This window comes from Metabacillus kandeliae (assembly GCF_021166585.1).
Taxonomy (GTDB): Bacteria; Bacillota; Bacilli; order Bacillales; family Bacillaceae; genus Metabacillus_B; species Metabacillus_B kandeliae.
In genome coordinates this window covers 44078-69867 of record NZ_JAJOZE010000013.1, presented here as the reverse complement: position 1 = coordinate 69867, position 25790 = coordinate 44078, and the positions used below count along the sequence as shown (strand labels likewise).

The 25790-nt window shown below is 44.0% G+C and carries 31 protein-coding genes; 25 read left to right on the top strand and 6 right to left on the bottom strand.

What is annotated here, in order from left to right; all coding sequences use genetic code 11:
* Nucleotides 1-9 precede the first annotated feature (9 nt).
* The 14 genes from LRR81_RS18740 (at nucleotide 10) to LRR81_RS18675 (ending at nucleotide 11304) form a co-directional block, all read left to right on the top strand.
* A complete protein-coding gene (locus tag LRR81_RS18740; RefSeq protein ID WP_231790932.1) occupies nucleotides 10-1035 on the top strand; it encodes a methionine ABC transporter ATP-binding protein in 1026 nt (341 codons plus the stop codon).
* Complete coding sequence (locus tag LRR81_RS18735) at nucleotides 1028-1696, top strand: methionine ABC transporter permease (RefSeq protein ID WP_231790931.1); 669 nt, start codon at nucleotides 1028-1030, stop codon at nucleotides 1694-1696. The genes LRR81_RS18740 and LRR81_RS18735 overlap by 8 nt, the downstream gene beginning before the upstream one ends.
* An 11-nt stretch (nucleotides 1697-1707) precedes the next feature.
* Nucleotides 1708-2538 (top strand): MetQ/NlpA family ABC transporter substrate-binding protein, encoded by an 831-nt coding sequence (locus LRR81_RS18730; RefSeq protein WP_231790930.1) that lies wholly within the window; start codon nucleotides 1708-1710, stop codon nucleotides 2536-2538.
* A 232-nt stretch (nucleotides 2539-2770) separates the two neighbouring features.
* Nucleotides 2771-4039 carry a dicarboxylate/amino acid:cation symporter gene (locus tag LRR81_RS18725; RefSeq protein ID WP_231790929.1) on the top strand — a complete coding sequence of 423 codons (1269 nt, stop codon included), beginning with the start codon at nucleotides 2771-2773 and terminating at the stop codon, nucleotides 4037-4039.
* A gap of 135 nt (nucleotides 4040-4174) precedes the next feature.
* Complete coding sequence (locus LRR81_RS18720; RefSeq protein WP_231790928.1) at nucleotides 4175-4468, top strand: HPr family phosphocarrier protein; 294 nt, start codon at nucleotides 4175-4177, stop codon at nucleotides 4466-4468.
* An 87-nt stretch (nucleotides 4469-4555) separates the two neighbouring features.
* Nucleotides 4556-4915: a carboxymuconolactone decarboxylase family protein gene (locus LRR81_RS18715; protein ID WP_231790964.1), complete on the top strand. Its 360-nt coding sequence runs from the start codon at nucleotides 4556-4558 to the stop codon at nucleotides 4913-4915.
* 256 nt (nucleotides 4916-5171) lie between these two features.
* Nucleotides 5172-5312 (top strand): hypothetical protein, encoded by a 141-nt coding sequence (locus tag LRR81_RS18710; protein WP_231790965.1) that lies wholly within the window; start codon nucleotides 5172-5174, stop codon nucleotides 5310-5312.
* A gap of 223 nt (nucleotides 5313-5535) precedes the next feature.
* Nucleotides 5536-6321 carry a Fe-S cluster assembly ATPase SufC gene (sufC, locus tag LRR81_RS18705; protein ID WP_231790927.1) on the top strand — a complete coding sequence of 262 codons (786 nt, stop codon included), beginning with the start codon at nucleotides 5536-5538 and terminating at the stop codon, nucleotides 6319-6321.
* 18 nt (nucleotides 6322-6339) lie between these two features.
* Nucleotides 6340-7644 carry a Fe-S cluster assembly protein SufD gene (gene sufD / locus LRR81_RS18700; RefSeq protein WP_231790926.1) on the top strand — a complete coding sequence of 435 codons (1305 nt, stop codon included), beginning with the start codon at nucleotides 6340-6342 and terminating at the stop codon, nucleotides 7642-7644.
* Nucleotides 7644-8864, top strand: coding sequence for a cysteine desulfurase (locus LRR81_RS18695; RefSeq protein ID WP_231790925.1), 1221 nt, complete (start codon nucleotides 7644-7646; stop codon nucleotides 8862-8864). Before sufD ends, LRR81_RS18695 begins: the two co-directional genes overlap by 1 nt.
* The gene (gene sufU / locus LRR81_RS18690) at nucleotides 8854-9294 is read left to right on the top strand and encodes a Fe-S cluster assembly sulfur transfer protein SufU (RefSeq protein WP_231790924.1); all 441 of its coding nucleotides are present in this window, start codon (nucleotides 8854-8856) and stop codon (nucleotides 9292-9294) included. Before LRR81_RS18695 ends, sufU begins: the two co-directional genes overlap by 11 nt.
* Nucleotides 9295-9354: 60 nt before the next feature.
* Nucleotides 9355-10752, top strand: a complete 1398-nt coding sequence (gene sufB / locus LRR81_RS18685; RefSeq protein WP_231790923.1) for a Fe-S cluster assembly protein SufB — start codon at nucleotides 9355-9357, stop codon at nucleotides 10750-10752.
* 151 nt (nucleotides 10753-10903) lie between these two features.
* Nucleotides 10904-11053 (top strand): hypothetical protein, encoded by a 150-nt coding sequence (locus LRR81_RS18680; RefSeq protein WP_231790922.1) that lies wholly within the window; start codon nucleotides 10904-10906, stop codon nucleotides 11051-11053.
* Between the two features lie 47 nt (nucleotides 11054-11100).
* On the top strand, nucleotides 11101-11304 hold the full coding sequence (locus LRR81_RS18675; protein ID WP_231790921.1) for a hypothetical protein: 204 nt from the start codon (nucleotides 11101-11103) through the stop codon (nucleotides 11302-11304).
* Nucleotides 11305-11489: 185 nt separating this feature from the next.
* On the opposite strand, the gene LRR81_RS18670 is transcribed toward LRR81_RS18675, so the two are convergent.
* Entirely contained in the window at nucleotides 11490-12152 is a 663-nt protein-coding gene (locus tag LRR81_RS18670; protein ID WP_231790920.1) for a VC0807 family protein, read from the bottom strand.
* Nucleotides 12153-12279: 127 nt separating this feature from the next.
* On the opposite strand from LRR81_RS18670, the gene LRR81_RS18665 reads away from it, so the two are divergent.
* The 5 genes from LRR81_RS18665 to yunB all read left to right on the top strand — a co-directional run bounded on the left by LRR81_RS18665 (nucleotide 12280) and on the right by yunB (nucleotide 16617).
* Nucleotides 12280-13131 carry a DUF72 domain-containing protein gene (locus tag LRR81_RS18665; RefSeq protein ID WP_231790919.1) on the top strand — a complete coding sequence of 284 codons (852 nt, stop codon included), beginning with the start codon at nucleotides 12280-12282 and terminating at the stop codon, nucleotides 13129-13131.
* 28 nt (nucleotides 13132-13159) lie between these two features.
* Complete coding sequence (locus tag LRR81_RS18660; RefSeq protein ID WP_231790918.1) at nucleotides 13160-13978, top strand: sulfite exporter TauE/SafE family protein; 819 nt, start codon at nucleotides 13160-13162, stop codon at nucleotides 13976-13978.
* A 31-nt stretch (nucleotides 13979-14009) separates the two neighbouring features.
* On the top strand, nucleotides 14010-15404 hold the full coding sequence (locus LRR81_RS18655; protein ID WP_231790917.1) for a bifunctional metallophosphatase/5'-nucleotidase: 1395 nt from the start codon (nucleotides 14010-14012) through the stop codon (nucleotides 15402-15404).
* Between the two features lie 49 nt (nucleotides 15405-15453).
* Nucleotides 15454-15765, top strand: a complete 312-nt coding sequence (locus tag LRR81_RS18650) for a YunC family protein (RefSeq protein ID WP_231790916.1) — start codon at nucleotides 15454-15456, stop codon at nucleotides 15763-15765.
* A 96-nt stretch (nucleotides 15766-15861) separates the two neighbouring features.
* Nucleotides 15862-16617, top strand: coding sequence for a sporulation protein YunB (yunB, locus tag LRR81_RS18645; protein WP_231790915.1), 756 nt, complete (start codon nucleotides 15862-15864; stop codon nucleotides 16615-16617).
* Between the two features lie 347 nt (nucleotides 16618-16964).
* Here the strand turns inward: yunB and LRR81_RS18640 are convergent, their stop codons facing one another.
* Nucleotides 16965-17960 carry a M23 family metallopeptidase gene (locus tag LRR81_RS18640; protein WP_231790914.1) on the bottom strand — a complete coding sequence of 332 codons (996 nt, stop codon included), beginning with the start codon at nucleotides 17958-17960 and terminating at the stop codon, nucleotides 16965-16967.
* Between the two features lie 234 nt (nucleotides 17961-18194).
* On the opposite strand from LRR81_RS18640, the gene lipA reads away from it, so the two are divergent.
* Nucleotides 18195-19091 carry a lipoyl synthase gene (lipA, locus tag LRR81_RS18635; RefSeq protein WP_231790913.1) on the top strand — a complete coding sequence of 299 codons (897 nt, stop codon included), beginning with the start codon at nucleotides 18195-18197 and terminating at the stop codon, nucleotides 19089-19091.
* 389 nt (nucleotides 19092-19480) lie between these two features.
* On the opposite strand, the gene LRR81_RS18630 is transcribed toward lipA, so the two are convergent.
* Complete coding sequence (locus tag LRR81_RS18630) at nucleotides 19481-20155, bottom strand: YhcN/YlaJ family sporulation lipoprotein (protein WP_231790912.1); 675 nt, start codon at nucleotides 20153-20155, stop codon at nucleotides 19481-19483.
* Between the two features lie 150 nt (nucleotides 20156-20305).
* Between LRR81_RS18630 and LRR81_RS18625 the strand changes: the two genes are divergently transcribed.
* Nucleotides 20306-20593 carry a YutD family protein gene (locus tag LRR81_RS18625; protein ID WP_231790911.1) on the top strand — a complete coding sequence of 96 codons (288 nt, stop codon included), beginning with the start codon at nucleotides 20306-20308 and terminating at the stop codon, nucleotides 20591-20593.
* Between the two features lie 13 nt (nucleotides 20594-20606).
* On the opposite strand, the gene LRR81_RS18620 is transcribed toward LRR81_RS18625, so the two are convergent.
* Nucleotides 20607-20891: a cytosolic protein gene (locus LRR81_RS18620; RefSeq protein WP_231790910.1), complete on the bottom strand. Its 285-nt coding sequence runs from the start codon at nucleotides 20889-20891 to the stop codon at nucleotides 20607-20609.
* Between the two features lie 62 nt (nucleotides 20892-20953).
* Nucleotides 20954-21220 carry a DUF3055 domain-containing protein gene (locus LRR81_RS18615; protein ID WP_231790909.1) on the bottom strand — a complete coding sequence of 89 codons (267 nt, stop codon included), beginning with the start codon at nucleotides 21218-21220 and terminating at the stop codon, nucleotides 20954-20956.
* A gap of 184 nt (nucleotides 21221-21404) precedes the next feature.
* Here LRR81_RS18615 and LRR81_RS18610 point away from each other — a divergent pair, with 184 nt between their 5' ends.
* From LRR81_RS18610 to LRR81_RS18600, 3 genes are all read left to right on the top strand, one after another.
* Nucleotides 21405-22712 carry an EAL domain-containing protein gene (locus tag LRR81_RS18610; RefSeq protein ID WP_231790908.1) on the top strand — a complete coding sequence of 436 codons (1308 nt, stop codon included), beginning with the start codon at nucleotides 21405-21407 and terminating at the stop codon, nucleotides 22710-22712.
* Nucleotides 22713-22730: 18 nt separating this feature from the next.
* Nucleotides 22731-23168 carry a DUF86 domain-containing protein gene (locus LRR81_RS18605; protein WP_231790907.1) on the top strand — a complete coding sequence of 146 codons (438 nt, stop codon included), beginning with the start codon at nucleotides 22731-22733 and terminating at the stop codon, nucleotides 23166-23168.
* A 71-nt stretch (nucleotides 23169-23239) separates the two neighbouring features.
* Nucleotides 23240-24010 (top strand): TIGR01457 family HAD-type hydrolase, encoded by a 771-nt coding sequence (locus tag LRR81_RS18600; protein ID WP_231790906.1) that lies wholly within the window; start codon nucleotides 23240-23242, stop codon nucleotides 24008-24010.
* Between the two features lie 103 nt (nucleotides 24011-24113).
* Here the strand turns inward: LRR81_RS18600 and LRR81_RS18595 are convergent, their stop codons facing one another.
* Nucleotides 24114-24596 carry a phosphatidylglycerophosphatase A family protein gene (locus tag LRR81_RS18595; RefSeq protein WP_231790963.1) on the bottom strand — a complete coding sequence of 161 codons (483 nt, stop codon included), beginning with the start codon at nucleotides 24594-24596 and terminating at the stop codon, nucleotides 24114-24116.
* 161 nt (nucleotides 24597-24757) lie between these two features.
* Between LRR81_RS18595 and yutH the strand changes: the two genes are divergently transcribed.
* Nucleotides 24758-25753 carry a spore coat putative kinase YutH gene (yutH, locus tag LRR81_RS18590; RefSeq protein ID WP_231790905.1) on the top strand — a complete coding sequence of 332 codons (996 nt, stop codon included), beginning with the start codon at nucleotides 24758-24760 and terminating at the stop codon, nucleotides 25751-25753.
* Nucleotides 25754-25790: the final 37 nt, after the last annotated feature.

Genomic DNA, 25790 nt, shown 5'->3' with positions numbered 1-25790 from the left:
GGTGATGACTTGATTAAACTTTCAGAAGTTTCAAAGATATACTCTGCTAAATCCGGTAATGTAACAGCAGTAGACAATGTAAGCCTTGAGGTGGAAAAAGGAGAGATCTATGGCATTATCGGCTACAGCGGTGCTGGGAAAAGCTCGCTTATTCGCTTGCTGAACGGCTTGGAAAAGCCGAGCAGCGGTACGATAGAAGTAGCTGGCAAGAAACTGAACACCATAAAGGAAGCAGATTTAAGAAAAGCCCGCCAAAAAATCAGCATGATTTTTCAGCATTTTAATCTGCTTTGGTCTCGGACAGTCAGCGAAAATATTTCCTTTCCGCTTGAAATCGCAGGAATCCCGAAAAAGAAAAGGGACCAGCGAGTGAAAGAGCTGATTGAGCTTACAGGGCTGAATGGAAGAGAAAAAGCTTATCCTTCCCAGCTGAGCGGCGGACAAAAGCAGCGGGTGGGAATCGCAAGAGCGCTGGCGAATAATCCAGAGGTTCTTCTGTGTGATGAAGCGACTTCTGCACTTGATCCCCAGACAACGGATTCTATCCTCGATCTCTTGACTGACATTAATCAAAAACTTGGACTTACGATTGTCCTGATTACACATGAAATGCATGTCATCCGGAAAATCTGCCACAGAGTAGCCGTAATGGAAAGCGGAAAGGTTGTAGAAGAGGGAAAAGTACTGAACATCTTCCAGCACCCTAAACAGCCGATTACAAAGCGGTTCGTGCAGCAGATTACAGAACCGGAGGACACGAAAGAAACCATCAGTGAACTCATACGCCAATACAAAACTGGCAAGGTGGTTCAGCTGACATTTGTCGGGGATTCAACAGGGCAGCCTGTGATTACAGAATTGATCCGGCAGCATCAGGTAGAAGTGAATATTCTTCACGGGAAAATCACGCAGACTCAAAGCGGTGCATACGGAACGTTATTTCTTCATTTAGAAGGGGAAGAGGCGGAATTAGCAAAAGCGCTGAATTTCCTAAAACAGCATGAGGTTGATGCGGAGGTGATGACAAATGTTTAATCAGTTTTTTCCGGATGTCGTCCTGAGCGATCTATGGAGGGCAACTTATGACACGTTGTACATGACCGTCATTTCTGTCATCTTAACCTTTTTAATCGGCACCCTGCTGGGATTGCTGCTGTTCCTTACAAGTAAAGGCAACCTGTGGGAAAACAAAGTGCTGTATGTGATTGTTGCTGCGTTCGTGAATGTGTTCCGGTCTATTCCATTCATCATTTTGATTATTCTCCTGCTTCCTTTTACAAAAGTGATAGTAGGAACTGTGCTGGGAGCAGATGCTGCATTGCCGGCATTAGTTATCGGGGCAGCACCGTTTTATGCGAGAATGGTTGAAATTGCCCTGCGGGAAATTGATAAAGGTGTTATTGAAGCAGCCAAGTCAATGGGGGCAACGACTTCTTCCATTATTTTTAAAGTGCTTCTTCCGGAATCGATGCCAGCATTGGTTTCAGGAATCACCGTAACAGCGATTGCTACTGTAGGCTTTACAGCCATGGCAGGGTTCGTTGGAGCTGGAGGTCTTGGGGATTATGCGTTTTTGGATGGCTTTCAGCGTGACAGCGTTCAAGTAACGTTTATTGCAACCGTTGTTATCTTAATTATTGTGTTCATCATCCAAATTCTTGGAGATTCTATAACAAAAAAAATTGATAAAAGGTAGGGGGAAAAAGAATGAAAAGAATATTTTTAGCTATTATTGCATTGCTTACAATCAGTGCGCTGGCTGCCTGCGGTACAGGCGGATCTAATGGAGGTTCTGAAAAAGAAGGAACAATTGTGATCGGGGCATCCAACACGCCTCATGCTGAGATTCTTGAAAAAGCAGAACCGCTGCTTGAAAAAAAGGGTGTTAAGCTGAAAATTATCAAATTCAAGGACTATGTAATGCCGAATAAGTCACTAGCAAGCAAAGAGCTTGATGCAAACTATTTCCAGCACATTCCATACTTGAAGTCTCAAATGGCAGAAAACAAAAATTATGACTTTGTGAACGCCGGCGGAATTCATATCGAACCAATCGGTGTGTACTCCAAGAAATACAAAAAGCTTGAAGAGCTTCCGGATAACGCCCAAATCATCATGAGCAACTCTGTAGCTGACCATGGCCGCATGCTTTCATTGCTGGAAAGCAAAGGTCTGATCAAGCTTAAGCCTGGAATTGACAAAACAACGGCAACTGTAAAAGACATTGCAGAAAACCCGAAAAACATTCAATTCAAAACAGATGTGGAAGCAAGCTTTTTGCCGCAGGCATATAAATCAGGCGAAGGTGATGCTGTCCTGATTAACACTAACTATGCGATTTCAGCAGGGTTAAACCCGATGAAGGATGCCATTGCCCTTGAAGGAGCAGATTCACCATATGTGAACATCATTGCTGTCCGCAAAGGCGATGAAAACCGCAAAGAAATTAAAACACTTGTAGAAGTGCTGCACAGCAAAGAAATTCAAGACTTTATCAAAGAGAAATACAAAGGTGCTGTTGTACCGGTAAACGGCTAATTTTGTAAAATTGAGGATTAGGAACTAAGATTCTCATGGCTCTTCAATGAATGGGTTATTAATATAGTAGAAAAGAGGAGTGCCTTCAGGGTGCTTCTCTTTTTTTTGAGCGATAAACAGTCATAAAGAAGGAAAATGGTCCTGCAAGCAGCAGCTGTCAGCATTTTCATCCTGGAGGCTGTATTGATAGAATAGTGTGTAAGCGGTCACAACCAGACAAAGGGGTGGAGATTTGAGAATCAATTTTAAAAACTTAACCGTACAAGTCATTATCGGGATACTGCTGGGGATTGGCATCGGCTTTTTGTTTCCTGCATTCGGAATTCAGCTGAAAGTGCTGGCTGATGTTTTCATTAAAATGATTAAAATGCTGATCGCGCCGATCATTTTTATGACCATCGTCACAGGAATAGGCGGAATGGGAAATTTAAAAAAAGTGGGCCGCATTGGGGGAAAAGCGCTGCTTTACTTTGAGATCGTGACAACACTTGCGCTGGCTATTGGCATTATTGTTGTTAATTTAATTCAGCCTGGGGCAGGAATCTCTACCTCTGGAATTAATGAAAGCGATACGAGTCAATATACTAGTGAGGCGAAAAATGAAGCGAGCCACGGCGTTGTCGGGTTTTTAACAGATATTGTGCCTGAGAACGCAATTGGGGCTATGGCGAGCGGAGATTTGCTTCCTATCCTGTTTTTCGCCGTGCTGTTCGGTGTTTCAGCTGCTGGTATTGGAGAAAGGGCAAAGCCTGTTATAGATTTTTTTGAGCGGGTAACCGATATCTTTTTCGGTATTGTAAAAATTGTGATGAAGGTATCACCAATTGCTGCAGCAGGGGCAATGGCTTACACGATAGGGGAATTTGGCCTTGGCTCACTTGTTTCTCTTGGAAAGCTAATGGGCTCGGTATATTTGACGATGTTCCTCTTTATCATTGTCGTGCTTGGCGGAATAGCGAAATTTTCCGGTTTTAATATTTTTAAATTCCTTGCTTATATCAAGGAAGAACTTCTTCTTGTTCTTGGAACCTCTTCTTCTGAATCAGCACTGCCAAGCTTAATGAAAAAATTAGAAAACTACGGCTGCTCTAAATCTGTTGTAGGGCTGGTTGTGCCGACAGGCTATTCGTTTAATCTTGATGGTACATCCATCTATTTATCGATGGCAGCGATCTTTATTGCACAGGCCTTTCAGGTGGATCTGTCACTTGGACAGCAGCTTACACTGCTTGGAATCTTGATGCTGACATCTAAAGGAGCAGCAGGGGTAACAGGGTCAGGCTTTATTACTCTCGCTGCTACACTATCCGCCTTTCCAATGGTTCCTGTGGCCGGAATTGCTCTGATCATCGGAATTGACCGATTCATGTCAGAGGCGAGAGCCATTACAAATATAATTGGCAACAGTGTGGCAACGGTTGTTATTGCCAAGTCGGAAAAAGAATTTAAGCCGGCTGCCGTACCAAGCAAGAAAGATTCATCCATTACACTTGCAAAATAAAATTGCCGGCAGATTTCTGCCGGCTTTTCAAATTTCTTTGAGAAATAACCTGACAAGAAGGAAGAAAAGCGGCGGAAAGCATGGGATACTCATTTCAAGAAGGACCCAATAACCTTAAAGGAGAGGATCTTTGAAATGAGAGCCCCGGAAATGACGATTCCTTGTGAAATCCCTTCAGGTATGCAATTGTCCAAAATTCTATCCTTTGTCCGTCAAATCAGTGAGTTAAACAGCTACATTTTAATTGAAACAAATGAATCAACGGTTAATGCGAAAAGTCTGCTTGGCATGAGCATCTTGGCAGCGGGCTTAAAAGGGAGCTGCAAAGGAACTCTCAAGGTTTCCGGTCCTGATGCTGAGCTTGCCATACAGCAGCTTGAAAATCTCCTATCAGGTGATCCAGGTGGTCAGGCTGTAATTTTGACTTGATTTTCTTTATGGAGAATAGCCTCTTCTGCAATATTGCATACTAACCATGAAATCTACAGAAGACGGAGATGATTGGCTGTGGAACAAATGGAACCCCGCAATACGGCGGAAGCCGCTCTATTGGGCTATAAAATGGGCTTAGGAACTTTTACCGAAAAAATGCCTGATCTGGCACACCACTATAATGCTTTTACGGAAGCCTGCTTTAAAGAAGGAGAACTGTCCCAAAAGCAAAAGCAGCTTATTGCGCTTGGCATCAGTATTTTTTCACAGGATGAATACTGCATTATTTACCATACGAAGGGCTGCCTTGACCAAGGTGCTTCTGAAAAAGAGATCCTTGAAACAGTCGGCGTAACGGCTGCCTTCGGCGGAGGAGCTGCCATGAGCCAGGCGGTAACCCTTGTGCAGGAATGCATGACAGAATTGAATCAGTCCAGGCACTAACCAGAAAAACCCGGCATATGCCGGGTTTTTGGCTGTAAAAAGACGGAAATGGCAGGATTACTCCGATTAAAGGTTTTCTGCTGATGCAGATGGGGTATCAAAGAAATGTACAGCGGTAAATCGCTTCTTGCAGAGTTTGATGGAAATTTTCTATTTGATATCATTGGTTATGTATTTATAAAACCGAAAGGATGGATTCATTATTTCTGACCAGGAGAAGCTCCACCTTGATTACACAGCGGAGATGGAAAAAGCGATGCAGCAGGCTCACGGAATCGGTTACGAAGAATATAGCAGAAAGCTGGGCAGCCGCCTCAAGGTAGAAAAAGAGCGGCAGGCAGACTTTGAAAAAAGCCAGCAGGTGCTTGCAGAAGTAGAACGAAAAGTTCACCGATAACAGAAGATGAACCATACGAAAAGAACCGGTGTTAAACACCGGTTCTTTTCGCGTTAAAAAAGGGATTCATTCTCCTCTTCAAGATGATACTATAAAGGAATGAGCCCTGTTTTGCGGCCTTGTGAAACGGTTGTATTCACTTTTAATTTGTTATAAGATTAGAATGAGAATAAAATGAGAATGAGATCTTGGCAAATTTAAAAGATCATGGAGGTATTTTTTTATGGCTGGTTCAACACTTATCATTAAAGATTTACACGTATCTATTGATGGAAAAGAAATACTCAAGGGAGTAAATCTTGAAATAAAAAGCGGTGAGTTTCATGCGATCATGGGACCAAACGGTACCGGAAAATCCACCCTGTCTTCAGCAATCATGGGGCACCCGAAGTATGAAGTCACTCAAGGAAGCATTACGTTTGACGGTGAAGACGTTCTCGAAATGGAAGTAGATGAGCGCGCACGTGCAGGCCTGTTCCTTGCTATGCAGTATCCAAGTGAAATCAGCGGAGTAACAAATGCCGATTTCCTTCGCTCTTCTATTAATGCCCGCCGTGAGGAAGGCGAAGAAATTTCCCTGATGAAATTTATCCGCAAAATGGATGAAAATATGGAATACCTTGAAATGGATCCAGATATGGCTCAGCGCTATCTGAACGAAGGCTTCTCTGGCGGTGAGAAAAAACGGAATGAAATTCTTCAGCTGATGATGATTCAGCCGAAAATTGCCATTCTTGATGAAATCGACTCTGGCCTTGATATTGATGCTCTGAAGGTTGTGTCAAAAGGAATCAATAAAATGCGGAGCGAAGATTTCGGCTGCCTGATTATCACTCACTATCAGCGTCTTCTTAACTACATTACACCGGATCAAGTGCATGTTATGATGCAGGGCCGCATTGTAAAATCAGGCGGACCTGAGCTGTCTAAGCGTCTTGAGGCAGAAGGCTATGACTGGATTAAGCAAGAGCTTGGTATCGAAGACGAAACTGTTGGACAAGAAGCGTAAGCGTTAGGGGGACTCACTTTGGAAACGAAAACGAAGTATGATAATGAAACGGTTTCAAGCTTTTCCAAAGAGCTTGGCGAACCGGAATGGCTGAAGGACCTTCGCTTGCAGGCTTTGGAAAAAGCAGAAGAACTTCCGATGCCAAAACCGGACAAAACAAAAATCACTGGCTGGAATTTCACAGAATTTGATCAGCTTCGCGTGAAGAGCGATGCTTATCAATCCTTGAATGAGCTTGACGAGTCAGTCAAAACATTGATTGATATTGAAAATGCCGACAGCAATTTATATATTCAGCGCGACAATACACCTGCACATCTTTCCCTTTCAAGCGAAGCGAAAGAAAAAGGGGTTATTTTCACTGACATCTTTACAGCAGTTCGCGAGCACAGCGATCTCGTGAAAAAATACTATATGACAGACGGCGTAAAAATCGATGAAAATAAACTAACAGCCCTTCATGCCGCACTTATGAATGGCGGAGCATTTGTTTATGTTCCGAAAAATGTGGAGCTGACTGCTCCATTGCAGGCAGTTTATATTCACGAAACACCTTCTCTGTCCATGTTCAACCATGTTCTGCTTGTAGCTGATGAGAGCAGCTCTGTCACCTATGTGGAAAACTATATTTCTGCAAGCGAATCAGAAGAAGCTGTTTTTAACATCGTTACAGAGGTGTTTGCCGGAACAAATGCCAAAGTGGCATATGGTGCGGTTGACACTCTTTCTAAAGGCATTACCACTTATGTGAACCGCCGCGGGACAGCTGGAAGAGACGCCCGCATTGAGTGGGCGCTCGGCTTAATGAACGACGGAAACACGGTTTCTGAGAACATTACAAACCTTGTGGGCGACGGTTCTTACGGCGATACTAAAACCGTTGCAGTCGGCCGCGGTGAGCAGACTCAAAACTTTACAACAAAAATCGTCCATTTTGGAAAACATTCCGAAGGCTATATTTTGAAGCACGGCGTTAACAAAGACAGTGCTACTTCCATCTTCAATGGGATTGGCAAGATTGAATTCGGTGCCTCCAAAGCAAATGCAGAACAGGAATCCCGCGTTCTGATGCTGAGTGAAAAGGCCCGCGGAGATGCCAATCCGATTCTTTTAATCGACGAAGATGATGTAACAGCAGGCCATGCTGCTTCAGTCGGCCGTGTGGACCCAGTCCAGCTTTATTATTTAATGAGCCGCGGTATTACGAAAACAGAGGCAGAACGGCTCGTTATTTACGGCTTCCTTGCACCTGTTGTGAAACAGCTGCCGATTGAAGGCGTGAAAAAGCAGCTGATCAGTGTGATTGAAAGGAAAGTGAAGTAATGGATATCAAGGAAATCCGGAAACTGTTCCCAATTTTGGATCAGCAGGTTAACGGACATGACCTTGTCTATCTTGACAGCTCGGCCACTTCCCAAAAACCGCTGACTGTGATCGAAACACTTGAAAATTATTATAAAGAATACAATTCCAATGTGCACAGGGGTGTTCATACCCTTGGCACAAAGGCTACAGACCGTTATGAAGGGGCACGCGAGAAAGTCCGCAAGTTTATCAATGCATCTTCTATTGAAGAAGTGATCTTTACCCGCGGCGCTACAACTGCCCTGAACTTTGTCGCAATGAGCTACGCCCGCGCCAACCTTAAAGAAGGCGATGAAATTGTCATTACTCATATGGAGCACCATGCGAACATTATTCCATGGCAGCAGGCTGCAAAAGCCACTGGTGCGACACTGAAATACATTCCTCTTCAGGAGGATGGATCTATTTCTCTCGAGGATGCCCGGAACACGATTACTTCAGATACGAAAATTGTCGCTGTCATGCAAGTATCGAACGTACTCGGCACGATCAATCCGGTGAAGGAAATTGCCGCTATTGCCCATGAAAATGGAGCGATAATGGTTGTAGACGGCGCACAGAGCACTCCTCATATGAAAGTGGATGTTCAGGATCTGGATTGCGATTTCTTCGCTTTTTCCGGCCACAAAATGTGCGGACCGACGGGCATCGGTGTGCTTTACGGCAAAAAAGCCCTGCTTGAAAACATGGAGCCAGCTGAATTCGGCGGCGAAATGATAGACTTCGTTGATTTGTATGACTCAACGTGGAAAGAGCTTCCGTGGAAATTTGAAGCGGGTACGCCGATCATTGCCGGTGCCATCGGCCTTGGCGCTGCCATTGATTTTCTTACGGATATCGGGCTTGATAATATCCTCGAGCATGAGCATAAGCTTGCCGGCTACGCGCTTGATAAGCTTTCCGGCACAGAAGGGCTGACCATCTACGGTCCGAAAGAGAGAGCGGGCATTGTCACGTTCAACCTTGAGGATGTTCATCCGCATGATGTGGCAACCGTTCTGGATGCAGAAGGTATTGCGGTCAGGGCGGGGCATCATTGCGCCCAGCCTTTAATGAAATGGTTAAAAGTGTCTGCAACTGCAAGAGCGAGCTTTTACCTGTATAATACAGAAGAAGAGATCGATAAACTTGCTGATGCTTTAATCAGAACAAAGGAGTATTTCACGAATGTCTTTTAATGGGAATCTTGACAGCCTGTACCGTCAAGTTATCATGGATCATTATAAAAATCCCCGCAACAAGGGATCAATTGAAGACGGCCTGACCATTGACATGAACAACCCGACCTGCGGTGACAGAATTCATCTGACTCTTCAGGTAGAAGACGGGAAAGTAACAGATGCGAAATTCGATGGGGAAGGATGCTCCATTTCTATGGCGTCTGCTTCCATGATGACGCAGACAATCAAAGGCCAGGACACAGAAACAGCTTTAAAGCTGGCAGGCATTTTTTCTGATATGATGCTTGGAAAAGATTACGACGACTCCATTGATCTTGGAGATATTGAAGCACTGCAGGGTGTTTCAAAATTTCCAGCCCGCATTAAATGTGCTACACTTGCGTGGAAGGCGATGGAAAAAGGAATCTCTTCACAGCCTGAAAACTAACACTAAATCAGCCAATGGCTCAAGATAAAGCAGTACATTACAATAAAGGAGTGAAGATGAATGGCTAAAAAGATGCCGGAGATCGGCGATTACAAATATGGCTTTTCTGACAGAGACGTCTCCATCTTCCGTTCAAAACGCGGCTTAACACAGGAAATTGTTGAAGAAATTTCCCGTATGAAGCAAGAGCCTGAATGGATGCTTAAATTCCGTCTGAAATCTTTAGAGCACTTTTACAATATGCCGATGCCTCAATGGGGCGGCGACCTTGCTGCACTCAATTTCGATGAAATCACTTATTACGTGAAGCCTTCAGAGAAATCTGAAAGATCATGGGATGAAGTGCCGGAAGAAATCAAGCAAACCTTTGACAAACTTGGAATTCCTGAAGCAGAGCAAAAATACCTTGCAGGTGTTTCTGCCCAGTATGAATCAGAGGTTGTTTACCACAACATGAAAGAAGATCTTGAAGAAATGGGAATCGTCTTCAAGGACACGGACAGCGCTCTTCGCGAAAATGAAGACATTTTTAAAGAGCACTGGGGAAAAGTCATTCCACCGACGGACAACAAGTTCGCTGCATTGAACTCTGCTGTATGGTCAGGCGGATCTTTCATCTATGTACCGAAAGGCGTTAAAGTTGATACTCCGCTGCAGGCGTATTTCCGAATCAACTCTGAAAACATGGGCCAATTCGAACGCACGCTGATCATCGTTGACGAAGACGCATCTGTGCATTATGTAGAAGGCTGTACAGCTCCTGTGTACACAACAAATTCCCTTCACAGCGCAGTCGTTGAAATCTCCGTGAAAAAAGGCGGCTACTGCCGTTATACTACCATCCAGAACTGGGCAAACAACGTCTTCAACCTCGTGACAAAACGCGCGGTTTGTGACGAAAATGCCACAATGGAATGGATTGACGGCAACATCGGCTCCAAGCTGACAATGAAATATCCGGCTGTTATTCTGAAAGGCGAGGGTGCGCGCGGCATGACCCTTTCCATTGCCATGGCAGGCAAAGGCCAGCATCAGGATGCCGGAGCCAAAATGATTCACCTGGCGCCAAACACATCCTCTACAATTGTGTCTAAATCCATCTCTAAACAAGGCGGTAAAGTAACATACCGCGGAATCGTGCATTTCGGCCGCAAAGCTGAAAACGCCCGTTCCAACATTGAGTGCGACACATTGATTATGGATAACAAATCAACTTCTGATACGATTCCTTACAATGAAATTCTGAACGACAACATTTCATTGGAGCATGAAGCAAAAGTATCAAAAGTATCTGAAGAGCAATTGTTCTATCTGATGAGCCGCGGCATTTCACAGGAAGAAGCAACTGAAATGATCGTCATGGGCTTCATCGAGCCGTTCACAAAAGAACTGCCAATGGAATATGCCGTTGAAATGAACCGTTTGATTAAGTTTGAAATGGAAGGTTCAATCGGTTAAGATAGTAAAACCCTGTAGGAGGCGAACTTTTGAAGTTCGTCTTCTTCTTTTTTTAGAGGAACATCAAGATTAAGGTTTACTTCAGCAAAATAAGGTATATTATATTTGTTAAACAGATTCTCTTAAAGGATAAGAAAAGTAGGTGAACAAAGTGGGGAAATATCAATTAGATACCAAAGGCAAGGCAGCTGTGGCAAAATATCATGAAAAACAAAAGCCAGCCAAATTTGATAAAAAGCAGCAGCTTGAAAAAATACGTGCGGAGTATTTGAAAAAGAAGCTGGAACAAACCGATAACTGATTTAAGACAAAGGAAGACCATCCACATATATACTTGGGGGAAAAATAGTGAAGTCCATCATTAAAAGCGTCTCCTTAGGGATGCTTTTAAGCTTTATCCTATTTTTTGCGGCTTATTCGATATTAGATAATAATTACATTGTAGGATTATTAATCATATCCCTTTTGCTGGGAGCGGTAATTGGTTTACTTGGGGCTATTTATAATAAATTAGCCTCTTTCAAGAAAAATGGAGATTTAGATAAATTGTAAAATCGGCTCTCTTATGCGGGCCTATTTTTTATACATAAGAATGCTAATCCGTATCCTGATCGTGAACGATACCAATAAACGTTAAGACGGGCTTCTCCAATTTTAGGGGGTAGGATAAATTCATTTTTGCTTTCTGAAATTTAAGGCTTATGTCTGCCCCCTTTTCAAAAAAAACAGCCCGCCGATCAAACCGGCGAGCTGTTTTCGTTTCCTTCAATTTTAGGTTCGGGATTTTCTTTTTCCATTTCATTGCTGATCTTCATGCCTACATAGACGAAAGCAACAGCCATAATGGCGCCGAAAATCCATCCGTAGACTTTCATATAAAAAAGAATCTTATCGTAATGAGAGATCCCGATTGTATTGATCAAATAGGCTCTCAGGAAGCCGCTGATCATGCTCCTTGCAGCAAACAGAATGCTGACCATATAGAAAAGAGGCAGCAGTTTTTTACTGCGGTACAGCTTTTTGCTCTTTTCTCTGTCGATTCCCTGAAGTGCTGAGATGTCAGCCATTAGATAAAGGGCAAAAGGCTTTTTCATGATCATGGTGATGATCCAGAAGAGTCCGAATCCGAAGGCTGTATATACGTTATTCCACTGCATCCGCTCTGCGGATTGGGAGAGTAGGTCGATAATGGTTGTCACGCTCATGCTTGCCAGGATAAATACTCCGGTGACGTTGAACTGTTTATCAGCAAAAAAGCGAAAAATGGTGTAAACGATGCCTGGAGTCGTAGAAAGCAGCATGGCATAGTAGTTTCCAAGCGGCTCTTGTCCAAATTTCCAGATGAAATAGGGCAAAGCCAGATAAAATAAGATGTCACCAATCATTTGGTACTTTTTCATCATCATACCTCCTCTATCCTGTTCATCATAACATATCTTCCCTTTTTTTCTATTGATAATTTAGGACAGTTGCTGTAAAAACAGAATTCTGCTGTTGTATGATAAACTATAGAGAGAGGTGAGTGCCGTGATTTATATAGGAGTAACTGGCTGGGGAGATCATGATGAGATTTACCGTGACGGGCTTCCAGCTTCTGAAAAGCTGAAAGAATATGCGGCTCATTTTCCAGTTGTTGAAGTGGACGCCAGCTTTTATGCGGTTCAGCCGGAAAGAAATATGAAAAAGTGGACAAACGATACACCTGAGAATTTTCATTTTATTGTAAAAGCGTATCAGGGAATGACAGGCCACCAGCGCGGAGAAATTCCATTTGACAGCAAGGAAGAAATGTTTGAGGCTTTCAAAAAATCGCTGACTCATTTTCGTGAGTCCGGCAAGCTGACAATGGTGCTGTTCCAGTTTCCGCCCTGGTTTGATTGCACGAAAGAAAATGTGACGTATTTAAGATGGTGCAGGAAGCAAATGGGTGATATTCCGTGTGCACTTGAATTTCGAAATAGAACTTGGTTCCAAGGGGAATTTTATGAAAAGACCCTGGAATATATGAAGGAAGATGGGTGGATTCACAGCATCTGTGACGAGCCTCAGGCTGGAGAGGGCTCCATTCCTGCAGTACTTGAAGCAACAGATCCTGATAAAACCCTTATCAGGATGCATGGACGAAATGTGCATGGCTGGAAAAAGCCTGTAAAAGGGAAGGAATGGCGGGAGATCCGCTATTTATATAAATATAACGAAGCAGAGCTTCTGGAGTGGAAGGAAAAGCTTCTCGCTCTGCAAAAATCAACAAAAGATATTTATCTTGTTTTTAACAACAATTCAGGCGGTGACGCATCGGGAAATGCCAAAATGCTTCTGGACTTAATGGATATTTCCTATGAAGGCCTTGCACCGCGCCAGCTTGATTTATTCAATTAGCATTTTGCATGTATGAGAGAGGGAAGTTATGGAGTACATTTTGCTTATCATCCTCGGATTTTTTGCCGGGACAATCGGAAGTCTTGTGGGCCTTGGAGGCGGCATTATTATCGTGCCTGCCCTGCTTTTCTTATCAGCAGGGTCCTCTCTTTTTACAGGAATAAACCCGCAGGTTGCTGTAGGGACCTCCTTAATTGTCATTATTTTCACAGGGCTTTCATCTACTCTTACCTATATGAAAAAGAAAATGACGGACTACAAAAGCGGTCTGATTTTCTTTATTGGCAGCGGACCTGGGAGCATAATCGGGGCTTATGTGAATAAGGAATTTAACCTTGCTTCCTTTTCCCTATGGTTCGGAATTTTCATGATCTTTGTTTCGATTGTCCTGTTCCTGAAGGATAAAATTAAGCCGTTAAATCAATCTTCCAGCGGCATTGCAAGGACCTACACAGATGAAAAAGGACAGGTGCACACCTATTCCTTTCAGCCTGTGATCGGCATCTTGATTGCCTTCGCTGTGGGTTTTTTCGGCGGGCTTTTCGGAATAGGCGGAGGCTCGTTAATGGTTCCTGCTATGATCATCTTTTTTGTGTTTCCGCCGCACGTTGCGGTAGCTACATCTATGCTGATTATTTTCCTGTCTTCCATAACCAGCTCTGTGACTCATATTATTTTCGGAAATATTAACTGGTTATATGCTCTCGCTCTTATACCTGGGGCATGGTACGGAGGCAAAGCGGGAGCTCTTCTGAACATGAGGCTTGAAAGCAAAACAGTCGTAAATCTGCTGAGATTAGTCCTTATACTGGTAGGGGCAAGGCTGATTTACCAAGGTTTACTATAAGGAAGTGCACGGATAAGGAGAGACATTCCCAATGGAAAAGGTTCATATTTATCATGTTAATGACTTGCACAGCCATTTTGAAAACTGGCCGAAAATCGCCAGTTTTTTAAATCGGAGAAAAAAAGAACATGATCTTGCGGGCGAAGCTTACTATGTATTTGATATTGGCGATCATACTGACAGGTTCCATCCGCTTACAGAGGCAAGTCTTGGAAAAATTAATATTAAATGCTTAAATGAGCTTCATTTTGATGCAGCGACAATTGGAAACAATGAAGGAATTACCCTTCCTCATGATGCGCTTGATTCTTTGTATGACGAGGCAGAATTTCCTGTCATTTTATCTAATTTATATGATCTCAATGGGAGCAGGCCAAAGTGGGCAAAGCCTTATGAGCTTATTGAGCTTGGCAAAACAGGAATAACAGCTGCCGTTCTTGGGGTTACGGTTTTTTATGAAGAATTCTACCGGATGCTCGGCTGGCAGCTGAAAGACCCTTTTGAAAGCCTGAAGGAAGTGCTTCAGGAGGTAAAGGGAAAGGCAGAATACATTATCCTTCTTTCCCACGTCGGCATCACGGACGATGAAGCCATCGCAGCCCGTTTTCCTGAAATTGATCTGATTCTCGGCTCCCACACCCACCACCTTCTGGAAAAAGGGCGCCGTGTCTCCAATACGCTTCTTTGCGGGGCAGGAAAATACGGCCGATATGTAGGGCATGTGGAATTGGATGCAGACAAAGGGAAGATCAATGAAACAGCATCTGTCTGGCTGATGGAAGAGGAAGAAAATGACGAAAAAACGGAAGCAGAACTTCAGGCTTTTGCTGCTGAAAGTGCGAAAACTCTGGATCAGCCAGCAGCATTTGTAAAAGAAGAGCTCACGCTTGATTGGTTCGATGATTCTCCTCTTGGAACACTCCTTGCTGATGCACTGAAGGAGTGGTGTGGTGGGGAAGTGGCTATGGTTAATGCCGGGATGCTGCTTGAACCGCTTCCGGAAGGTCCTGTTACAATCGGCGACCTGCACAGAATTTGTCCGCATCCGATCAACCCATGCAAAGTTGAATTAAAAGGCCAGGTGATAAGAGAAGTCATCCTGCAGGCGATTTCAAAGGATATGGAAGAACTGAAATTGAAAGGACTTGGCTTCAGGGGCAAAATTATGGGGAAAATGGTGTTCAGCGGCATCGAGGTTGAAACAGAAGTTCTTGAGGATGGAGAGCGCCATGTAAAATCCATTATGGCTTGCGGAAAGCCTCTGGATCCTGAGAGAGTCTATGCTGTTGCAACGGTTGACATGTACACGCTCGGTCCGTTATATCCCGAAATCGGAAGAGCGAAGAAAAAACGCTTTTTCATGCCTGAATTTCTGAGAGACCTGCTTGCCTGGAAGCTGAAAAAAGTTTCAAAACAATCTTCATAATGAGTTTGCCCCCTCTCATAAAGTAATGGGAGAGGGGAGCTGCAGACATATGATCACTATGGAGCCTGTAGTTATTAACGGAACGATGTTTACTGCTGTTTCAGTCCAGCTGCCAAAAACAAACTTTATGGCAGTTGCAAATGATAAAGGTTATATTGCCTGCGGAGCTCTTGATGTTGCCCTCCTCAATGAGCGGCTCGGAAGCCGCAGAATCATTGCAGGAAGAGCCGTCAGCGTCAGGACCATTCAAGAGCTGCTGGAGGCGCCGCTTGAATCCGTCACAAAAGAAGCCGAAACACTCGGCATTGTGCCGGGAATGAAAGGGACAGACGCTCTGGCAAAGATGGCAGCAGCGCCTTAACTGTTAATCGGCGGCCCGTAAAAATGAAAGTTATGAAAAACATCTGCTATTCCCCCTTTTGCAAGCATATGTATAGCTTGTAAGGGGGGATTTCTTTTGGCATCATTCCGCCGCATGAAAAGAAAAGGGCCGCTGCCTTTTCGCTATGTGCTTCTGCTCTCATTTGTTTTCTTTCTATTATCAACGGCTGCAGGACTCTACATCATCAATAAAGAAATCAGCCCAACCCTGATGCGCATTGCTGAAATCGAAACAAAACGCATAGCGAGCCTTGTTATTAACAATGCGATCCAGGATGAAATGGAAAAGAATGTCGATACAACTAAACTCATAGAGGTTAAAAGAGATAAAGCAGGAAAAGTAACAGACACGAGCTTTGACTCCCAATATGTCACGAGGATGATGGCAGGCATTACAGGAAAGATCCAAAAATACTTGCGTGAAGCAGAAAAAGGCAATATGGCAGGCCTTGAAAACAGGAAGCCCGGCAGCGTGACAATCGGGCAGAAAAATAACGGCATTGTCTCGTATATCCCAATCGGCCAGGCCACAAATAATGCACTCCTCGGCGGGCTTGGCCCAATGGTCCCTGTCCGTTTTTACGTAATGGGGGATGTATTTTCCGACGTCAAAACAAACGTCAAGCAGTACGGCATCAACAACGCCCTATTTGAAATTTCCATCAGTGTAAAGGTTGATGTGGAAACGGTCATACCATTTGCCACGAAGCCGTTTACAGTAACGACAAATGTTCCTGTCATCCTTAAGGCAGTGCAAGGAGATGTTCCTGAGTACTTTAACAGCGGTGGAGGCTCACCGCCGGCTATTGAGATGCCGGGAGGCGGGAAGTAATAACAGCAGGCATCCGGATTCCGGATGCCTGCTGTTGTTTTTTAAAACCGGCCATTGGATAAATTAACTGGAGTTTTGGCGAATATGAGAGCCTCATTGGCGAAAATGTGCTCTCGATCGGTGAGTATAAAGTCTGGTTCGGCGAATATGGAGAAGGGCCAATGGTGAAAATTCGTTTTTCTCTTTGCAAAAATGAATTTTGCGCTCCTGCTATAGTGAGGGGCTAGCATTAAAAACCTAAAACCGGCATATGGCTAATTTACATTAAGCCAAATGCCGGTTTACTGTTTAAATCAGTGCTGTACAGAGATACCGAATTTTCCTACTCCCAGCATGAAACCGTGCAGCTATTTCCTCTTCTTCCTCAGCGCCTTCTTTTCAGCACGCTCCCACATTTTCATATGAGGATAAGGATCAAAGGACCATTCAGTCCGGCCGTTATCCTTGTACATGCCATAATGAAGGTGCGGCGGGAATTTGCCGGCAGTTCCAGGCGGTCCGTAACCGGAGCTTCCGACAGAGCCGATTACCTGTCCTGGTGTGACGATCTGTCCTTCTTTCAAGCCCTTTGCAAAGCCATTCAGGTGGGCATAATAATGATACGTATTATTAAAGTCGCGGATGCCGACCCTCCAGCCGCCGTATCTGTTCCAGCCTTTCATTTCAATCACGCCGAAGCAGCTAGATTTAACAGCAACGCCGTATCCTGCGAATACGTCTGTTCCTTCATGTATCCTCCGGCCGCCCCAGCCGCGGGCATCACCCCATGTGCTGCGATAGCTGTAGTCAGAGCGCAGGGAAACAGGGAAGGCCCGTTCTTTCAGATTAAATCGTTTGTATTTTTTAATCAGCTTCATATGGTTAAAAATAATGCCAACGGATTTATCACGCTGATAATATTCCCATAGTCCAATTCTGTAATCATCCATTCGCATGCCATAAGAGGCAAGGTATTCAGCAAAGCTGTACAGCACATCGGTATCATTGTTACGGTCTGCTTTTCCGTCACCATCACCATCCCTGCCCATCCCGCCAAAAAGGGCAATGGCTGCCGGCTCGCTTTCATATGCCTTTGGATTGAGAGCACCGCTCCATTTATCCGGCGGTATATAAAGACCTGCCAGTCCTGTTTGCTTCGGAAGATCACGGCGGGCAAGGCGGACATTTTTTTCATACTGATCCACAGCCCCGATTAAATACCAAGGGACATGGGTTCTTGATTCAATTTTACGGTAAAGCTTTTTTCTCGAATCCGACAGCTGCTTGTCATCCAGGCTGAGAGCGGATACAGAGCAGGGCAATAGGAATAAGAAAAGGGAAATGAGGACAAAAAACCTTCTCATATCTGGATGCTCCTTTCAGGGTAAATAGCATATCTTTAGTTTGGTGTTTGAAACCTGATTCATGTTTAGAAAATGTTAGTAAATAGAACTCCGCTTTCCCTTGTCCTCCTTTCCTTTTCTATGTTAAAGTGACTAGTGTACATTGCATTTGCAGGTGCTGGTTTTGGATGAAGTGGATGCGTTTCCATTTTCTTTGTATACATGCGTAAAGACTACATAATGGAGCTGATCTTGTTGGCAAAAAAAGAAGAATACTTGCGCAAGCCGGAATGGCTGAAAATAAAGCTGAATACGAACGAAAACTATACAGATCTGAAAAAAATGATGAGGGAGAAAAACCTTCACACGGTCTGTGAAGAAGCAAAATGTCCGAATATTCATGAGTGCTGGGCTGTCAGAAGAACAGCAACCTTCATGATCCTTGGTTCTGTCTGCACGCGTGCATGCCGCTTCTGTGCAGTAAAAACAGGACTTCCTACAGAACTTGATCTTCAAGAGCCGGAACGCGTGGCGGATTCAGTTGCTTTAATGAATCTGAAGCATGCTGTTATTACGGCAGTAGCTAGGGATGACCTGAAGGATGGCGGATCAGCTGTTTTTGCTGAAACCGTGAGAGCTATCAGAAGAAAAAGCCCGTTTACTACTATTGAAGTGCTTCCTTCCGATATGGGCGGAGTTTACGAAAACCTAAAAACACTGATGGACACACGTCCGGATATTTTGAATCATAATATTGAAACCGTGCGCAGCCTCACTCCGAGAGTCCGTGCCAGAGCAACATATGAGCGTTCATTGGAATTCCTCCGCCGTTCAAAAGAACTGCAGCCGGACATTCCGACAAAGAGCTCATTGATGGTCGGTCTTGGCGAAACAAAAGAAGAAATCATCGAAACAATGGATGACCTCAGAGCCAACAACGTAGACATTATGACCATCGGCCAATACCTGCAGCCATCCAAAAAACACTTAAAAGTTCAAAAATATTACCATCCGGATGAATTTGCAGAGCTGAAAGAAATTGCCATGAGCAAAGGATTCAGCCACTGTGAAGCAGGTCCGCTTGTCCGTTCTTCCTACCATGCAGATGAGCAAGTAAACGAAGCAGCCAAAACGAAACAAGCAAATGCATAAAAATAAATCCCGAAAGTCCATCACGGCTTTTCGGGATTTTTCTTTTAGCAGCCGGCCGTTCATTTTAGCTGAAGGCTGTCGGATTTCAGCTGTTTTTAAAGAAAAATGTACGGATTTTTAACATAACAGCCTAACTTTTATAAAAAATGGCCCTTATTTAACGGGTTTATATGCGGGTTTGCAGGTTTTAATTGCGGGTTTTAAGATTTTAATTGCAGGTTTTTCAAATTTATTTGCAGGTTTGGGAATTTTATATGCAGCCTGGGCTATCTCATATGCGGTTTACCCGATTTGTGTGCGGGCTATCCATTTTACATGCAGCTTTTGCAATATACATGCGGGTTTACCTCTTTACATGCAGGCTGCCAAAACTGCTATCACGGCAGTATTCAATCCACCATCATAGACTTAGGGCCGTTTTTCACATCAAGCTCTTTGTCCATTTCTCCTGGATCCTCGTTGTTGGCATTCGTGCCTCTTCCTGCTTTGCCGCCTTGCGGATAGCGCTTCATTTCTTTGATTGTCTGGTTCATGATCTGGTTAATGTTGTTTGTGTTGGAGTCAAAACGGCTGTAAGATTGAAGCTGCTTGATGATTTCAGGATTGTCCGCGACATAGATATGAAAATAGGCAGGAACCACTGAAAGTGCTGTCCGCTTTACCTGGTCTGCTGTTTGAGAGCGTTTTTTTGAATCGGTCTGGTAGGCGACCATCACCTCTTCATCTGTTACAAGGGCCGCAGCGTCCTGGACGTGTGGAAGCTGAACAGCCATGCTGCTGATGATGTTGGCAAGCTGCTCTCTGTTAATGGCGTGAATTTCCGCTGCTTTTCCGTTTTTTGTGACCTCTGCTTTCGTATGCCTTACATACCCAAAGTTCGTCATTTTTCCTTCACGGCCGTTAGGGAGGCCATTTTTATTATACATTTCAGTGCGGTCGGAAACGTTAATTGTATTTCCGTCTTTTTGAAGCATTTCTCTTTCACCTGCACGGTCTTGCATCTGACAGCCTGCCAGCGTTCCGAAAGCAGCCAGCAGGACTAGCGCGTTTTTCCATTTTTTCATGATTTGCACCTCCTCACCGTTAGAATGGCTTTTGGCTGCTGTTTCTAACATAGCAATTGCTGGAGCGCCGCAAATCCGCTATTATTAAGTAAAGCTTATCCAAGTAAGACATAAGGCATGTGCCTTGTACAAAAGGGGTGAAGGAAAGACATGATCTGCATTCAAAACCATTGCTTTGAGGTTGTCCAGGATGTTCGGAACGGTTTTAATGAGGAGGCTTTTAAAGCAAGGTACTCAGAGATTTTAAATAAATATGATTTCATTGTGGGGGATTGGGGATATAATCAGCTCCGCCTTAAAGGTTTTTTCAACAATGATAATCAGAAGGCAACGTATGATACGAAAATCAGCACCCTTGATGAATATATTTATGAATACTGCAACTTTGGCTGCGCCTATTTTGTATTGAAAAAAATTCGAAATAAAAATGCCGGATAACTGTCCGGCATTTTTATTTTTTGCTTTCATCATTATAAGGAGGCTCTTCCCGCTTGTCCGGGTCGTCATGTACAGGGTGTGCACCCGGATACTGCCTTTCGATGTCCTGATGAAACGGTTTTACTTCGTAATTAAAGGCGCTGTAGTAGCGCTGTCCTTCTTCCCATGGAGAGGTTTTGTTTTCAACCGGCTCGTCTTTGCCTCTGGGAGCTCCGTATGGGCCCTCAGGGGTAATCTCCGGCGTCAGGTAGTGATGCATGTTTTCGACATTTGAAAAATCGGTATACTTCTCTTTCATAAAGGCCACCTGCCAGCTGGATTTGATAACAGTATTTTATATCAATCCGGTGATCTTATACGCTAAACCATTTCATAAAGAAACTCCCGAAGCTCTGCTGCATCTTCTTCGCTAAAGCCGAATTCAGCTTCAATGCTTCCTTCTTCTTCTAAATCATCCAAGCCGACAATGGCAAACCGGTTGCTTTGAATATCGAGAACAATGGATTTACCGAAATAACGGTCCGTTTGCAGGATGGCAAGGTCAAATCTTCTGTTTTTTCCTGCAAAGCTGACAAATCTCGTTTTCGCTTCAACCGTTTCATCATATAAAAAAAAGCGCTCCACCAAAAATCCCCTCCACGTTCTTTTCTAGAGAATAACATGAATCTTCTAATAATTTAAAAGGACAAATGTCCTGGTTATTTCTTAAAAATTGGGTTTAAAAGAAAAATTTACAAGGGAAAAGTCGAATTATAAGGTTTTGTGATAAGATAGTAATACATAGAAGGTATTAGCCAGAAGGGTTGAGAGAATGAGAAGCGGTTTTTGGACACTGCACAGCAAAAGATTCAGCAAATGGAGCAAAATTCTTTTGCCATATAGGCAATTGCGCTATTATCCCCCTCAATTTGTTCTCCGAAATCCCGTACTGGAGGGCGTTTATTCAGCAGTGGCCAGCGGCAGAAAAGTTGCCGTTGTGGTGGCCAATCTTTTAAACATCAAAGAACTCCCGCAACAGCTTGATGCCGAGGATTACAGAGCCTGCTTGCTTGAGCTGAAAACAGCTTTCAAGGAGATTCTTGAAGCTTCTGAATACAACAAAGAAATTTTGGTTGTTCATGACTATTATACAGATGGGATTTCCATCTTTTTAAAAATAAACGATGCAAGACAAAGTGTTCCGCATATTGAAAGCTTTATCAGGACGGTTATGCCAAAGGTTGAAAGCCGGCTCGCAAAGCGCTATCCTTATTGTGATTTTTCTTTTGAAGTAGGCTATATGTTTGTTGAAAAGCAAAATGATTCTACACAGGATGCCATCTACAAGGCGCATCAGCAGGCAATCGCCATGGCTGAAAAAAGGGTTCAATCAAAGTATATTGAAAGCATATTGGAAATGCGGGAAATCATTCAAAAGCAGAATATTACCCTGCTCGCTCAGCCTATTATTGATTTATCAACTCATGAAGTAAAGGCATGGGAAATTTTAACGAGAGGGCCAAAAGGGACCTCTCTGGAAAGTCCGCTGCCCTTATTCAGTGTGGCAAGACAGACAAATATGGCGTTTGACCTGGAAATGCTGATTCTTGAGAAGGCGCTGCAGCTGACGGAAGAAACAGGCTGCAAACAGGAAATCTTCATCAACTTTACTCCTTTAACATTAGGCAGCCAGCGTTTTATGAAGAACGTCAGCAAGGTGCTGAAAGAGCACCCTGCTGTCCTGCCATCTCAAATTATCTTTGAAATAACGGAAAGAGACTCCATTGAAGGACTTCATTTTTTCAAGGAAAATATTTCTGCCTTGAGAAAAATGGGCTTTCGGATTGCTGTGGATGATACCGGAGCAGGTTATGCCAGTTTGCATACCATAAGCGAGATTCTTCCTGATATAATAAAAATTGACCGGTCTGTTATTCAGGATATTGATACGAACCGGGTGAAGGAAAGCATGCTGAAGGGCCTTTTGCTGATCGCCAGAGAGACAGGCTCACTTGTTGTGGCAGAAGGAATTGAGAAAAAAGAAGAAGCGGAAGTGCTTTCAAGGAACTCTGTTGATCTTGTTCAGGGGTATTATTACGCCCGCCCGGGAACCCTTGAAACAGCACGTATTGCGCTTTGAACAGGAGCTGAGGCACCGATGTATTTTGTTGACAGAGAACGGATTGAACAGCTGCTGCAGTATTACGAAGAAACGCTGCAGCTGTTTTTAGAGCAGGCATCATTTGAAACAAGGCTTGAGAAGCTTGCGCTTGAAAGGATTGGCCATCTTTTTATAGAGTCGATTGTGGACGTTGGCAATGCCATGATTGACGGCTTTATCATGCGTGATCCTGGAAGCTATGAAGATATTATTGATATCCTGCTGGATGAAAAAGTGATAAATGAAGAAGATGAAAAGGGATTGAAAAAGCTGATTTCTTTCCGCAAGCCGCTTGTTCAGGAATATATGAGTATTTCACATGGGGAATTGAAGAAAGCTATAAAGGAAGAAGCGGCTGTTCTTCAGGCTTTTCCGGATAAGGTGAGAAGCTACCTGGAAAATGAGCTTGGTCCTGTATCTGCATTTAGACGCTAGCATGCTGGAAAAGGCGCTTTCCTACTTCACAGGAGAGCGCCTTTTATTATTTAAAAACTGGAGTGGTATTCATGAAACACTACAAAGGATTTCTTATTGATTTAGACGGAACCATGTATAAAGGAACGGAAAAAATCGAGGAAGCCGGAGAGTTTGTTCATGCACTGAGACGTAAAGGGCTGCCCTATCTGTTCGTAACAAATAATTCATCCAGAACGCCTGAGCAGGTTGCGGAAAAACTGAATGCTTTTGATATTCCAACAGCACCTGAGCAAGTTTTCACTACATCCCAGGCTACCGCGAACTATGTATATGAGAAGAAACAGGATGCTTCTGTTTTTGTTATTGGCGAAGAAGGAATCCGCAAGGCTGTTATGGACAAAGGATTTACATTACAGGAGGAAAACCCTGATTTTGTTATTGTGGGGATCGACAGGGAAATTACATATGAAAAGCTTGCCAAAGCCTGCCTTGGCGTCCGAAGCGGGGCAGAATTTATTTCAACTAATGGGGACATCGCGCTTCCGACGGAGAGAGGGCTGCTTCCAGGAAACGGGGCCATCACCTCTGTGATCGCAGTAAGCACGAAAACAAGTCCTGTGTTTATCGGCAAGCCTGAATCCATTATTATGGAGCAGGCATTGAAGGTGCTTGGGACTGCAAAAGAAGATACCCTGATGATCGGGGATAATTATGACACAGATATTATGGCAGGCATTAAGGCTGGGATGGACACGCTGATTGTCCATACCGGCGTTACTGCCAAAGAACACCTGGCCAATTATGAGGTTCAGCCGGTTTATTCTGTTCAGTCGCTTTCTGAAGTGCTGGAATATATTTAACTGCTTAGAAAAGCCGGTTCTCCTAAGGAGAACCGGCTTCTCTGCTGTCCAGCTCCAGCGGCTGACCCGATCTGAGGTCATAAGCCGCTTCCGCTTTTCTTCTTCATTCCGTATTCCGTGCCCTATGTGCCAGCCTGCTGGAAGCTGCTGCTGCAATTGCTCCGACAATATCATCTAAGAAGGTATGGCACATCCCAGTGGATTTATCGTTTAAAAAACTGAGGATCCCAGGCTTTTCTTTGTCGATATATCCGTAATTGGTGAACCCGATAGAACCATATATATTAACAATGGAAAAGGCCATGACCTCATCCACGCCGTATAAGCTCTCGTCTGTTTCGATAATGGATTGAAGCGGTTCATCGAGGATTCCTTTTTCAGCAGCCATATCAAGATGGATGCCTGTTAAGATGGCATTCTGTACTTCTCTTTTCGAAAGTACCCGGTCTACATTTGCCAGGCATTCCTCTATTTTTAAATTTGGGTGGTATTTTTTCTGCAGAAAATAAACAAGGTCGGCTATATCCTCAGATTTTACGCCCCGTTCTGCGAGCTTGTTCCTTGCGGCGCGCTCCACGGCATCCATTTTTTTCTCTTGTTCCAATAGGATCACCCAATCTTTTTTTCTATTTTATTCAAAACTGAATCATCTTGTGTGTAAACTTACCGTGATCTTGATGCAGCAGTCATAATCTGTTTCATCTGAGACTACGATAGCAATATACAGGGGAAACAGGGGGATGAAGAATGAGAGCGATGCTGAAAGAGAATTACGGCCTTCATGCATCAGATTTTTTTAAGGTAAACGGCTGTGATGCATTCCGCATTCACCAGACTGTCTGCCTAGTGGTGCCTGTCCATCATCTGGATGAAGATGAATTATTTGAGCTTCATTATATGAGTCAGTATTTACAGGAAAAAAGAGAACCATACACAGCAGTCTTTCAGGCTGCCAAGGATGGAAAGCTGTACAGCGAGCATCAGGGTGTTAAGTATGCTGTGCTGAAGCTTGGCCAGGCTGGCGCAAGAAACAGCATTTCGCCGGGAAGGGAGCTTGCTCAGTTTCATCAGCGGGGCAGGAGCTTTCCGTATCAGCTTACAAAATCCAACCGGATCGGCCAGTGGAAAACATTATGGGAAAAACGGCTCGATCAGCTTGAGGCTTTTTGGAGAGGAAAGGTTCAGGCCCATCCTCTGGACCGTTTTGAAAAGCTGTTTATCGAATCTTTTCCTTATTATCTTGGACTTGGGGAAAACGGCATTCAGTATTTGGTCGATACTGAGCTAGATGATGAACCAAAGCCTGTCGATTCAGCAGCGATTTGCCATCAGCGGTTCTCAAGGTCTTCCTGGGGAGGAGAGGTATGCGCCAAGCTTCCGACTGACTGGGTGTTTGACCATGCAAGCAGGGACATTGCCGAGTATATGCGCCAGGAATTTCTGAACCGGCCTGATGAGCTTCGCGAATCAGGAGCAAGTTTTATTGAGGAGTATGACAGAACAGTGCCGCTCTCCTCCTTTTCCTGGAGATTGATTTACAGCAGGCTCTTGTTTCCGCTGCATTACTTTGAGTGCATAGAGGATTATTACCTGTCACAGGAAGCACAAAAACCGTATTATGAAAAACAGCTGCACCAGCTGCTTGAGCGTTCAGGGGAATATGAGCAATTTTTAAAGTCCTACTCCTCCATGCTTTCCATGAGAACAAGGAGGATTGTACTGCCTGCCGTGCATTGGATTTGACCTGCATTTCACCCCTTCCAGCTGTGTTATGATGAAC

What these genes read in the sequence shown, in the direction of transcription:
- LRR81_RS18735 (WP_231790931.1), top strand. Translation starts at nt 1,028, where the DNA reads ATGTTTAATCAGTTTTTTCCGGATGTCGTCCTGAGCGATCTATGGAGG.
- LRR81_RS18730 (WP_231790930.1), top strand. Translation starts at nt 1,708, where the DNA reads ATGAAAAGAATATTTTTAGCTATTATTGCATTGCTTACAATCAGTGCG.
- LRR81_RS18720 (WP_231790928.1), top strand. Translation starts at nt 4,175, where the DNA reads ATGAGAGCCCCGGAAATGACGATTCCTTGTGAAATCCCTTCAGGTATG.
- LRR81_RS18715 (WP_231790964.1), top strand. Translation starts at nt 4,556, where the DNA reads ATGGAACCCCGCAATACGGCGGAAGCCGCTCTATTGGGCTATAAAATG.
- LRR81_RS18710 (WP_231790965.1), top strand. Translation starts at nt 5,172, where the DNA reads ATGCAGCAGGCTCACGGAATCGGTTACGAAGAATATAGCAGAAAGCTG.
- sufC (WP_231790927.1), top strand. Translation starts at nt 5,536, where the DNA reads ATGGCTGGTTCAACACTTATCATTAAAGATTTACACGTATCTATTGAT.
- LRR81_RS18695 (WP_231790925.1), top strand. Translation starts at nt 7,644, where the DNA reads ATGGATATCAAGGAAATCCGGAAACTGTTCCCAATTTTGGATCAGCAG.
- sufU (WP_231790924.1), top strand. Translation starts at nt 8,854, where the DNA reads ATGTCTTTTAATGGGAATCTTGACAGCCTGTACCGTCAAGTTATCATG.
- sufB (WP_231790923.1), top strand. Translation starts at nt 9,355, where the DNA reads ATGGCTAAAAAGATGCCGGAGATCGGCGATTACAAATATGGCTTTTCT.
- LRR81_RS18670 (WP_231790920.1), bottom strand. Translation starts at nt 12,152, where the DNA reads ATGAAAAAGTACCAAATGATTGGTGACATCTTATTTTATCTGGCTTTG.
- LRR81_RS18660 (WP_231790918.1), top strand. Translation starts at nt 13,160, where the DNA reads ATGGAGTACATTTTGCTTATCATCCTCGGATTTTTTGCCGGGACAATC.
- LRR81_RS18655 (WP_231790917.1), top strand. Translation starts at nt 14,010, where the DNA reads ATGGAAAAGGTTCATATTTATCATGTTAATGACTTGCACAGCCATTTT.
- LRR81_RS18650 (WP_231790916.1), top strand. Translation starts at nt 15,454, where the DNA reads ATGATCACTATGGAGCCTGTAGTTATTAACGGAACGATGTTTACTGCT.
- LRR81_RS18640 (WP_231790914.1), bottom strand. Translation starts at nt 17,960, where the DNA reads ATGAGAAGGTTTTTTGTCCTCATTTCCCTTTTCTTATTCCTATTGCCC.
- LRR81_RS18630 (WP_231790912.1), bottom strand. Translation starts at nt 20,155, where the DNA reads ATGAAAAAATGGAAAAACGCGCTAGTCCTGCTGGCTGCTTTCGGAACG.
- LRR81_RS18625 (WP_231790911.1), top strand. Translation starts at nt 20,306, where the DNA reads ATGATCTGCATTCAAAACCATTGCTTTGAGGTTGTCCAGGATGTTCGG.
- LRR81_RS18620 (WP_231790910.1), bottom strand. Translation starts at nt 20,891, where the DNA reads ATGAAAGAGAAGTATACCGATTTTTCAAATGTCGAAAACATGCATCAC.
- LRR81_RS18610 (WP_231790908.1), top strand. Translation starts at nt 21,405, where the DNA reads ATGAGAAGCGGTTTTTGGACACTGCACAGCAAAAGATTCAGCAAATGG.
- LRR81_RS18605 (WP_231790907.1), top strand. Translation starts at nt 22,731, where the DNA reads ATGTATTTTGTTGACAGAGAACGGATTGAACAGCTGCTGCAGTATTAC.
- LRR81_RS18600 (WP_231790906.1), top strand. Translation starts at nt 23,240, where the DNA reads ATGAAACACTACAAAGGATTTCTTATTGATTTAGACGGAACCATGTAT.
- LRR81_RS18595 (WP_231790963.1), bottom strand. Translation starts at nt 24,596, where the DNA reads ATGGATGCCGTGGAGCGCGCCGCAAGGAACAAGCTCGCAGAACGGGGC.
- yutH (WP_231790905.1), top strand. Translation starts at nt 24,758, where the DNA reads ATGAGAGCGATGCTGAAAGAGAATTACGGCCTTCATGCATCAGATTTT.